This is a genomic window from Phaeovulum sp., assembly GCF_047638075.1.
Lineage (GTDB): Bacteria > Pseudomonadota > Alphaproteobacteria > Rhodobacterales > Rhodobacteraceae > UBA6197.
Genome location: NZ_JBLJBV010000102.1, coordinates 1 through 10,795 on the forward strand (window position 1 = coordinate 1; position 10,795 = coordinate 10,795).

9 protein-coding genes and 2 pseudogenes are annotated in these 10,795 nt (G+C 60.1%); 3 read left to right on the forward strand and 8 right to left on the reverse strand.

The features are described 5' to 3' along the window. Together ACM62R_RS15235 and bhcA are read right to left on the reverse strand one after the other, a co-directional pair. Positions 1-178, reverse strand: a pseudogene (locus tag ACM62R_RS15235) (threonine/serine dehydratase); the annotation flags it as partial. Beyond that, on the reverse strand, positions 178-1,365 hold the full coding sequence (gene bhcA / locus ACM62R_RS15240) for an L-aspartate--glyoxylate aminotransferase BhcA (RefSeq protein ID WP_415184900.1): 1,188 nt from the start codon (positions 1,363-1,365) through the stop codon (positions 178-180). The pseudogene ACM62R_RS15235 and the gene bhcA, both read right to left, overlap by 1 nt. Before the next feature lie 195 nt (positions 1,366-1,560). Here bhcA and bhcR point away from each other — a divergent pair, with 195 nt between their 5' ends. Continuing rightward, positions 1,561-2,376 (forward strand): HTH-type transcriptional regulator BhcR, encoded by an 816-nt coding sequence (gene bhcR / locus ACM62R_RS15245; RefSeq protein WP_415184901.1) that lies wholly within the window; start codon positions 1,561-1,563, stop codon positions 2,374-2,376. Between the two features lie 6 nt (positions 2,377-2,382). Here bhcR and ACM62R_RS15250 read toward each other — a convergent pair whose 3' ends face one another. Together ACM62R_RS15250 and ACM62R_RS15255 are read right to left on the reverse strand one after the other, a co-directional pair. After that, complete coding sequence (locus ACM62R_RS15250) at positions 2,383-3,219, reverse strand: bifunctional allantoicase/(S)-ureidoglycine aminohydrolase (protein WP_415184902.1); 837 nt, start codon at positions 3,217-3,219, stop codon at positions 2,383-2,385. Positions 3,220-3,343: 124 nt separating this feature from the next. Next, complete coding sequence (locus ACM62R_RS15255) at positions 3,344-4,027, reverse strand: aquaporin (RefSeq protein WP_415184903.1); 684 nt, start codon at positions 4,025-4,027, stop codon at positions 3,344-3,346. 581 nt (positions 4,028-4,608) lie between these two features. Between ACM62R_RS15255 and ACM62R_RS15260 the strand changes: the two genes are divergently transcribed. Continuing rightward, on the forward strand, positions 4,609-6,624 hold the full coding sequence (locus tag ACM62R_RS15260; protein WP_415184904.1) for an FAD-dependent oxidoreductase: 2,016 nt from the start codon (positions 4,609-4,611) through the stop codon (positions 6,622-6,624). A 13-nt stretch (positions 6,625-6,637) separates the two neighbouring features. Here the strand turns inward: ACM62R_RS15260 and ACM62R_RS15265 are convergent, their stop codons facing one another. From ACM62R_RS15265 to ilvD, 4 genes are all read right to left on the reverse strand, one after another. Then, entirely contained in the window at positions 6,638-7,000 is a 363-nt protein-coding gene (locus ACM62R_RS15265; protein ID WP_415184905.1) for a hypothetical protein, read from the reverse strand. Positions 7,001-7,009: 9 nt separating this feature from the next. Continuing rightward, positions 7,010-7,783: a DUF6478 family protein gene (locus tag ACM62R_RS15270; RefSeq protein ID WP_415184906.1), complete on the reverse strand. Its 774-nt coding sequence runs from the start codon at positions 7,781-7,783 to the stop codon at positions 7,010-7,012. A gap of 152 nt (positions 7,784-7,935) precedes the next feature. Then, positions 7,936-8,553, reverse strand: a complete 618-nt coding sequence (locus tag ACM62R_RS15275) for a hypothetical protein (protein WP_415184907.1) — start codon at positions 8,551-8,553, stop codon at positions 7,936-7,938. Beyond that, on the reverse strand, positions 8,534-10,267 hold the full coding sequence (ilvD, locus tag ACM62R_RS15280; RefSeq protein WP_415184908.1) for a dihydroxy-acid dehydratase: 1,734 nt from the start codon (positions 10,265-10,267) through the stop codon (positions 8,534-8,536). The genes ACM62R_RS15275 and ilvD overlap by 20 nt, the downstream gene beginning before the upstream one ends. 110 nt (positions 10,268-10,377) lie before the next feature. Here ilvD and ACM62R_RS15285 point away from each other — a divergent pair. Beyond that, positions 10,378-10,795, forward strand: a pseudogene (locus tag ACM62R_RS15285) (hypothetical protein); the annotation flags it as partial.

The following is a 10,795-nucleotide window of genomic DNA, read 5'->3' on the forward strand; positions in this document are numbered from 1 at the left end:
CCTTGAAGGCGCCCGCCTTTTGCAGGTTCTCGCATTTGAAGAACAGCTCGGCGCCCGTCAGGTTGTTGATGAACTGCGAGGTCAGCACCGGGGTGCGGTGGATATATGGCTTGATACGCTCATGCGCGACAAGCATATCGGCCAGCGTTGGGATATACATGGTCTGGCTATCCTTCATCATGCCGCCTTCGCGGTCTGCAACGCGGTTGTGCGATACACCTCTTGTGCAGCGGCAACACCCGAGCCAAGCTTGATGTTCAGGCCCAGGTCAGCCATCACCATTTCAACGGTGGCCAGGCCCGACAGGGTCATCACATCGGTCAGGCTGCCAAGGTGACCGATACGGAACACCTTGCCCGCGACCTCACCCAGACCCACCCCAAAGGCCACGCCATAAGCGTCGGCGGCGCGGTTCACGATCGAGGTGGCGTTAAAGCCTTCGGGCGTGCGGATTGCGCTGACGGTATCGGAATAGACGTCCGGCGACTGTGCGCACAGATCCATACCCCAGGCACCAACCGCAGCACGAACACCGTTGGCAATGCGGTTGTGACGGGCAAAGACGTTTTCCAGGCCTTCATCCAGCAGCATTTCCGTGGACAGTTTCAGCCCGTTCAGCAACCCGACCGCCGGGGTATAGGGGTAGGCGTTGTTGGCATAGCCCTTGCCCATATCACGCACGTCAAAGAAGGTGCGCGGCAGCGTCGCGGTTTCAATCGCCGCCATTGCCTTGGGGCTAAAGCCGACAATCGCCAGACCGGCGGGCAGCATAAAGCCCTTTTGCGAACCGGTCACGGCAACGTCCACGCCCCATTCGTCCATCCGGAAATCCATCGACCCGATCGAGCTGACGCCATCGACAAACAGCATCGCCGGATGCTTGGCCGCATCAAGCGCACGGCGCACTGCCGCGATGTTCGAACGAACGCCGGTCGCGGTTTCGTTGTGCGTCGCCAGAACGACCTTGATTTCATGCGCCTTGTCAGCGGTCAGAATCTCTTCGTAGCGGTCAGCCGGAAGACCCGCGCCCCAGGGGGTTTCAACGACCTGCACATTCAGGCCATGGCGCTGGCACATATCAATCCAGCGCTGGCTGAACATGCCGTTGCGGGCCGCCAGAACCTTGTCGCCAGCAGACAGCGTATTTGACAGCGCGGTTTCCCAACCGCCGGTCCCGGTTGACGGGAATACGAAGACTTTGGCCGTCTTGGACTTCAGAACCTGTTTCACACCCTCCAAGGCAGGGTGAAGAATTTTACCGAACAGCGGCGACCGGTGGTCGATCGTCGGCATATCGATAGCCTTGCGCAGCACTTCGGGCATGTTGGTGGGGCCGGGAATGAAGACTGGGTTTTGAAAGCTCATGGTAACCTCCTCCGTTGGGTTGTAAATGAAGATACGTGGATCGCCATTTTTTCACAATTTTTTTGAAAACATTTTCCAAAATCTTGAATATTGGCATTTAATACGCTTAATCAGTATGTTATGATTTTTCATTAAAATGGCATACTTTCAAATTTATCCTGAAGGTCCTGCTTGCTAATACAAGGAACTCAGAAAGTGGTTGTTCGCCCACGAACCAGAGGTCGCCCCAAAAGCTTTGACGGCGATGAGACACAAAACGTGATCCAGTCGCTTGACCGGGCCATCGACGTGCTGGAAACGCTCGCATCGGGCGGCAGCATGACCTTGTCTGATATTGCCAAGGCACTGGATCAGTCCGCGGCAACCATTTACCGCGTACTGACGACCTTTCAGCTTCGCAATATGGCCGAGGTCAGCCCCACCACGCAAGAATGGTCCATCGGCCCCAGGGCGTTTCGAATCGGGGCCACCTTCTTGCGGCGCAGCAATGTCACGGCGCGGGCGCTACCTGCCATGCGCCACCTGATGGAGGCGACGAACGAGACCTCTAACCTCGGGATCGAGAATTTGGGTTTGGTGATGTTCATCGGCCAGGTGGAAACCCACGAATCAATTCGTGCCTTCTTTCCCCCCGGCACCCAGGGCCCGATGCACGCCTCTGGCATCGGCAAGGCACTGCTCAGCACTTATTCCAAAGAACGGCTGGACCGGCTTTTGGCCACGTCGACGCTGGAACAGTTCACGCCACAAACCATTGTCACGCGCGACCATTTGCAGGCGGAGCTGCAACAGATCCGCGCCCAGGGCTTTGCCTTCGACAACGAGGAAAAGGCAATCGGAATGCGCTGCATTGCCGCCCCGATCCTGAATTATCAGGGCGAGGCGGTCGCAGGTATTTCCATTTCCGGCCCGTCGCACCGTGTCACCCCCGAAAAGGTGGCGCAGATTGGCGCGCTGGTGCGGGCGGCCGGCGAGGAAGTCTCGCGCAGCCTTGGGGCCGATATCGCCTGAGGTGCCTTAGCGGGTCAGCCCCCCGCCAAAGCGCATATGGCGGTTCACGTCCTTGTAAAGCAGGTAGCGAAACGGCCCCGGCCCGCCGGCGTAACACGCCTGTGGGCAAAACGCGCGCAGCCACATGTAGTCGCCTGCCTCCACCTCAACCCAATCCTGATTCAGCCGGTAAACCGCTTTGCCTTCCAGCACATAAAGCCCGTGTTCCATCACATGCGTTTCGGCAAAGGGGATCACGGCGCCGGGTTGGAATGTCACAATCGTCACATGCATGTCGTGGCGCATATCGGCCATATCGACAAACCGTGACGTGGCCCATTTGCCATCAGTGCCGGCCATCTCTGCAGGCGTGACATCGTTTTCATTCGTCACGAAGGCCTCAGGGGCGGGCAGGCCTTCGACATACTCATAGGCCTTGCGGATCCAATGGAATTTGGCCGCTACAGTCCCGCGGTTGCGGATGGTCCAGTTGCAGGCCGGTGGCAGAAAGGCATAGCCGCCTTCTGTCATGGTGTGGGCCTGACCATCAATTGTCACCTCGATGGCACCCGCCACGACGAACAAAACCGCCTCGGCGCTTTTGTCCAGCTCGGGCCGGTCTGATCCACCGCCCGGTTGTACCTCTGCGATGTATTGCGAAAAGGTTTCTGCAAAACCCGACAGGGGCCGGGATATGACCCAAAACCGCGCGCCTTCCCAAAACGGCAGAAAGCTGGTCACAATATCGCTGAATGTGCCTTTCGGGATGACGGCGTAGGCCGTGGTGAACATGGCCCGATCTGTCAGCAATTGAGTCTGTGGGGGCAGTCCACCCTCGGGGGCGTAATAGGTTCTGGACGACATTTTCAGCCTTTCAGGTCACTCTATGATCAACTGCTATCAGACCCGCTACACCCCGGATTTCCAATGCCAATTGTAAGCGAATGGGCATGAAGGTCTGTTTCGCAAAATTTGACAATAGAAACGGTCAATCTTTATTTTCGCATGAATATACTGCCGAACCCTCGCTTGGGGCTGGCGTGTCAAACAGATAGCGCCCCACCCCTACAGCAATCAGCGCCCCGATGAACTGAGCCGCCACCAGCATCGGAAACGAGTCTGGCGCCACACCGCCGGGCGTTGCGGTCAGCATCCGCCCCACCATCACCGCCGGATTGGCAAAACCGCCGGATGATGTGAACCAGACAGCGCAGGTCGCAAAGGCACCGACCAGCGCAGGGACTAGCGCCGCGTTGGCGCGCAGCCCGCCGCTGACCATCAGCACAAACCCAAAGCCCGCCACAACTTCGGCTATGCCCAACCCCGGCGCGTTTCGTTCGATTTCGCTTAGCTGCAACAGGGGCAGCCCAAACATCGCATGGGCCACAAGGGCACCCAGCACCGCACCCAGAACCTGCGCCGCGACATAGGCCAGTCCAACCCAGGCGCTGACGGTTTGCCGGGTATAAAAGTAAAGCGTTATCAGGGGGTTCAGGTGCCCACCAGAGATTGGCGTAAAAATGGTGATCAGGATGAACAGCGCAAACCCAGCCACCAGCGACACCGGGATGTTGCCGACCAGTCCCAAGGGGGCCGCCGCCTGGCTGGCACCAAACACGGTCGCGGAAAGCACCGCAGTTCCAAGCGCTTCACTCGTCAGATTTTTCAACATGTGCTGTGACTCGATAGGGATCCACTGAACTGGCTGATTACCGCAGTTTTTTCATGCTGCCAAATCCTGTTAGCGACAGGACTGTTTCAGTGTTTTCAATATAAAGCGGACAGGGTTTCAAAGGCGTGTCGCTGTGTTTTTCCAGCGGGCCCGCAGCCGCCTTATATGTTCTTTCATCTCTATAGGGTTAGATACACGAATAACGAGTGTGCTGGCAGCCTTGGGCGGGGCGATCTTCTCCCCTTCGGTCGTTGCCGGGATGCGTGCCGCATAGGGGCCATGTGGGCCCATGCGGCACGCAACTTTCTTTTTGGAACCTCACCCGCGCATTCGCGTCTGAAACATCGGTTCAGCAAGGCAAAAGTCAGATCGTGCGGTGTGCCCGATCATGCGGCAAACCGAGGCGGTGCCGCGCAGTCAGGCCCTTTGCATCTAGACGCAGGATTGGCCCGACCTTCCTGCTTCACGCGGCTTTTGACCCGGATTCGTCACGAAACGTGCCAAAAAGCTGGATGTGACGCGGCGTTGAGGGTGACAACAGGGATCGTCAGCAGCAGATTGAGCCAATTAGGGGGCGTACAATGACCAACTATCCACATCTGCTTGCACCGCTTGATCTAGGCCATGTTACGCTGAAAAATCGCGTTTTGATGGGATCGATGCACACCGGGCTGGAAGAGACCGGCGATTGGAACCGCGTTGCCGAGTTTTACGCCATTCGCGCGCGCGGCGGGGTTGGGCTGATGGTGACTGGGGGCATGGCACCGAACCGGGAAGGCGGCGTGTTTCCGGGTGCGGCGGGGCTGTTTTCGGCCCAGGACATCGCCAACCACCGGATGGTGACAGGCCGGGTGCATGCAGCGGGCGGGCTGATTGCGATGCAGATCCTGCATGCGGGGCGCTATGCCTATGGGCCGGAATGTGTTTCGGCCTCAGCGATCAAATCACCGATTTCGCCTTTCGTGCCGCGTGAACTCGACGAAGCCGGGATCGAGCAGCAGATCAGCGCCATCGTGACAGCCGCCGTGCGCGCGCGTGAAGCGGGGTATGACGGGGTAGAGGTGATGGGCTCCGAGGGGTATTTCCTCAACCAGTTTCTGGTGCGCCATACGAACAAACGGACCGACCGCTGGGGCGGCGACTATGCCAACCGGATGCGCCTGCCTGTCGAGGTGGTGCGCCGCGTGCGCGAAGCGACAGGTCCAGACTTCATTCTGATCTACCGCATTTCATTGATCGACCTTGTTCCCGATGGCTCCAGTTGGGATGAGGTGGTGGCGCTGGCCCGGGCAATTGAGGGCGCCGGCGCCAGCCTGCTGAACACCGGGATCGGCTGGCACGAAGCCCGCGTGCCAACCATCGCCACCTCAGTGCCGCGGGCGGCGTTTACCTGGCTGACAGCACGGCTGCGCCCCGAAGTGGGTATTCCGGTCATCACCTCAAACCGGATCAACACGCCAGAACTGGCCGAGGCGATCCTTGCCGATGGGCAGGCCGATATGGTGTCAATGGCGCGCCCGTTTTTGGCCGACCCCGACTTTGTCGTCAAAGCCGCCACTGGCCGCGCCGCAGAAATCGCGCCCTGCATCGCCTGCAATCAGGCCTGTCTGGACCATACCTTTGCGGGCAAGATATCATCGTGCCTGGTGAACCCCCGCGCCGGGCATGAAACGGAACTGACGTTAGACACGGCGGCCCGTCCCAAAACCATCGCTGTTGTCGGGGCTGGCCCGGCAGGGATGAGCGCGGCGATTACCGCCGCCCAGCGGGGGCACTCCGTCACCCTGTTTGACCGCGCCGCAGAAATTGGCGGGCAACTGACCATGGCGCGGGTGATACCGGGCAAAGAAGAATTCAACGGCCTGACCGATTGGTACGCCACCATGCTGGCCCTGACCGGAGTAACCCTTGCCCTGAACACCGAGGCGACGCCGGATGCCCTTTTGCCGTTTGACGAGGTGATCATTGCCACAGGCGTCATTCCGCGTGATCCCGAAATCCCCGGCGCGGAACACGCCGTCAGCTATATCGAGGTTTTGAAGGGCAGCGTCACCCCCGGTCCGCGCGTTGCCATTGTGGGGGCGGGCGGAATCGGGTTTGACGTTGCAGAGTTTTTGACCCAGCAGGGTGAAAGCCCGACACTTCATCTAGCGGAATGGCGCCGCGAATGGGGTGTGGGCGACCCCGCCCAACGCCCGGGCGGCCTGACCGAACCCCAGCCCGAGGCCGCCGCACGCACAATCACCCTATTGCAGCGCAAAGCCGAAAAACTGGGTCGAAGGCTGGGTAAAACGACCGGCTGGATCCACCGCGCCCAACTGGTGGCAAAAGACGTGAAGATGATCGGCGGCGTGAACTACGAACGGATTGACGCGCAGGGGCTGCACATCACCTATGGTGCCGCGCGTGAAAACCCCACGTTGATCAAGGCCGATACCGTGGTGCTGTGCGCGGGCCAACTGTCGAACCGGACGCTAGCGGATCAACTGACCGCAGCCGGGCGCCCGCCCCATATCATCGGCGGGGCCGACGTAGCCAGAGAGCTGGACGCGAAACGCGCGATTGACCAGGGAACCCGGCTTGCCGCGACACTTTGAACGCGGCGGCCGCTTATGCCCCGGTCTCGACGCAGTGGCGGCGAAAGGCACGTTTTAGCAAATCCAGCTCGGCGCGCAGCAGGTCCATCTCGGCGCGGATATCGTCTTCCAGCGGAATGCCGGTCACGATGGTGAAATGTCCAAGCCGGTCACCGCCAGCCTTTGTCTGCACCAAAAACGTCTGCACCCCATCCGACAACACCTCGGGCGGGATTGGCAGGCTCAACCGCCAGCGATCCTTGCCCAGCGCCGCAACCTCAAGGCCCGGCAGGATCTTTTCTTGGTGCACCACGTTGATTTCCGGCGGCTTGGGCCCAACCAGAACCCCCTCCCAGTAACCCGCCCTGATGCGCGATATCTCCAGCATGTAGGCCATGCGCCCTCCTTAAATCTCCGCCCGTGGATGGCGCGAAAAGGTCAGATCCCGCACCATGATCTGGTTCATCTGCGGCCCCTCAAAGATCAGGTCCACCCACGCCTTTTCCACCCGTTTTTCATTGATCTTCGTATAGGCCAGATCAAATTCGACCGGGGCTCCCCCCTGAACCGGCGGCAATGCGCGAACCACCTGTTCGGTGTTGGGGCCGTGCTTCACGTTCAGCCGTGCAAATACCGCAAGCGGCTTTTCCGCCTCAATCACGCAGTCCATGCGGATCAGGTGGTTCAACCGCAACCCTTCAGCCGCGCCCTGCGGCAAATCAATCACCACAGACAGGAAAGAGCCGTCAAAACGAAACACATCCAACCGCAGACCAAAAGGGGCGATGTCGGCTTCGCCTGTGTTGCGGGTCTGGCGCAGGGTCAATTCGGGCACTTTGCAATCATGAAAGATCGTTACCTGATCACCCAGCATCGCCCGGTTTTCAGCCGAGGCAATACCCGCCGGCACCACAGGCCCGCACCACAAATCGGGCCGCCAGGCCCAATCAGTGCCAAGCGGCCGCGCAATCGCATCGGCGCCCATCAGCGGCATCGCCAGCCGTGCATCGGCAATATGCAAAACGCGGTCTAGCGCCCGGCGCAAATGGCGCGCTTCTGACCGCAATCCGCGCAAATCATGCAAATCCAGATCCTTGGCCAGCCGTGCGGCGCGCGTCCAGCGGATATGAGCGCGCTTTTGCAGCAGGCGATCCAGCAGTGAATTCGGTTTCCGGGGCATCTTCTCCAAACGTTTCAAGAGTGACTTTCACACCACCAACGGGCGTACCGCTTATAATTTCACTCGCACAAAACCACGACGAGGATGAAACCAAAACCTGTCTATTTCAGGCCCTTTTGATGACGCCAAGCTGCGGCGACCGGGCCGCAGGTTCAGTTTGCTGCGCGGATCGCACGCACGAATGCCAAAATCAGCGCCCTTTGGTTTGCGTCGCTGACTGGCCGGTCGCGCAGCGGCAAGACTGACAGTGACAATATTCGCCCCTCAATCCCGGTGAAAGCGCGCCAATACTCGGCCGCCACCCGCGGACCACTGGCCGCAGCGGTATCGCGCAGATGCACCAAAAGCAAATCGTCTTCGGTCCGCATGCCCAACACCGTCACCGATGCGGCCTTGCCAGAACGGCTAAGCGCAGCCCGTCCCGCCTCTGACTGAAAAAACTCTTTCATCTGCGGCAAGGCTTTGGCCACGGGCACCGGCGCCGGGGCGCTGACGGCAGCGGTCAGCACCACCGGCTGACCCGGTTGGCGAAGCGAGGGGTTGGCTGACAGCGCGGCGCAATTACCAAACAGCACAAAGCTGCCATCACCCTGACTGGCCTTTTGATCAACGCAAAACCCGTTCGGCGCGGTCAGCACCAAGCTGCCATCCGCCACCCGCACGCTACGCGGTGCTGCCTGGCCCATCGTGGTTGTCACACAGCCCGCCAACACCGCGCACAGCCCCCAAACTCCACCAAACCGATAGAGTTTACTGGTCCATGTAGACATGCGATTCTGCCTTGGCGCCCGGATGAGTAACCGCACCCTGACGCGTTGGCCCCACAAGCTGGGCGTATTTCCACAGCGCACCACTACCGTAATCGGTTTTGCGGGGGCCTTTCCAATCCGCTTTGCGGGCGGCCAGTTCGGCGTCAGTAAGCGCCACGGAAATCTCGCCGGTGACGGCATTGATGGTGATCATATCGCCGTCCTTCAGCAATGCGATAGGCCCGCCATAAGCCGCCTCTGGCCCGACATGGCCCACGCAGAACCCCCGCGTTGCGCCCGAAAAACGCCCATCCGTGATCAGCGCCACCTTCTTGCCCATACCCTGACCGGACAGTGCCGCCGTGGTTGACAGCATCTCGCGCATGCCCGGCCCGCCAGCGGGGCCTTCGTTGCGGATAACGATCACATCGCCCACTTGGTAGGTGCGCGCCTGAACGGCGGCAAAGGCGTCCTCTTCGCATTCAAACACGCGGGCGGGGCCGCTGAACACCTGCTCATCCGGCTTCATCCCGGCGACTTTCACGATTGCCCCATCGGGGGCAAGATTGCCCTTCAGCCCGACAACGCCACCGGTTGCGGTGATCGGTGTTGCCACCGGATAGATCACCTTGCCATCCGCCTCGTGGGTGATCAGATCCAACTCTTCGCCTATCGACCGCCCCGAGGCGGTAATGCAGTCTTCATGTATCAGCCCAGCCTTGCGCAATTCTTTCAGCACAACCGGCACGCCGCCCGCCTCATAAAGGTCTTTGGCGACATAGTCGCCACCCGGCCGCAGGTTCACGAAATAGGGCGTATCGCGGAAGATGTCGCAGACATCGAAAAGGTCAAAGTCGATCCCGGCCTCATGCGCAATTGCGGGCAGATGCAGGCCGGCGTTGGTGGATCCGCCGGTGCAGGCCACGACGCGCGCGGCATTTTCCAACGCCTTTCGGGTCACGACATCGCGCGCGCGGATATTCTTTTCGATCAGGTTCATCACCGCCACGCCCGAGGCGTCACCATACTGATCGCGGCTTTCGTAGGGGGCGGGGGCGCCCGAACTGTTCATCAACGCAAGGCCAATCGCCTCGGACACGCAGGCCATGGTGTTGGCGGTATATTGCCCGCCGCAGGCCCCGGCCGAGGGGCAGGCAACCCGTTCCAGAATTTCCAGTTCGGCATCCGTCATATTGCCCGCAGCGTGCTGGCCCACCGCCTCGAACACGTCCTGAACCACCACATCCTTGCCGTTCAGCCTGCCCGGCAAGATCGAGCCGCCATAGATGAACACCGACGGCACGTTCAACCGCACCATCGCCATCATCATCCCGGGAAGCGACTTGTCACAGCCCGCCATTCCAACCAGCGCATCATAGCAATGCCCGCGCATCGTCAATTCAACCGTATCAGCAATCGCATCGCGCGACGCGAGGCTGGAGCGCATGCCCTCATGCCCCATCGCAATGCCGTCTGTCACCGTGATGGTGGTAAATTCGCGCGGCGTGCCGCCGCCCTTCTTCACCCCCATCTTCACCGATTGCGCCTGACGGTTCAGCGCAATGTTGCACGGCGCCGCCTCGTTCCAGCAGGTGGCAACACCGACCCAAGGCTGATGGATTTCTTCCTCGGTGATGCCCATCGCGTAGAAATAACTGCGGTGTGGCGCACGTTCGGGCCCTTCGGTTACATGCCGCGAAGGAAGTGTCGATTTGTTGAAACGGCTATTGCGCATCGGCCTTGTCCCTAAATTGACTATGTCTGGGAATAGATAAAGATGGCGCAAGCGGCAAGCTTCAATAGTATTGCGTCTCTGGCCAAAGGCCCCGATCATTTGCAATAGCGGTGAAAATAACCGGCGCGCCGATTGCAGCCTATCTGCGGCTTTACATCCCCGGCACCCGCGAAAAAGGAATGACCATGCTGAACCGTCTTCAGGGAATGCTGCTGACGCGCCCTGCCGTCTATGCCCCGCTGGCCGGTTTTGCAGCCATCGCACGGCCCCGGCATGAGCTTTGGCGCAGCATCTTGGGCACGTTGCTGATTGGCGCCCTATACATGATGGCGATCATATCATTCTTTCGCTTTATCGAACGGGTTCGCGGGCCATGGGCGGCGGCACAGCTATCACAAAGCATTGGGTCGGGTGGCAGCCCGCTGGGGTTGACGATGCTTTTATATACATTCGGGGCGTTGGGCGGTGCGGTGTTGGTGGTGACGCGCCTTTTGCACGGTCGCAGCGGCACCACACTTTTTGGCCCGG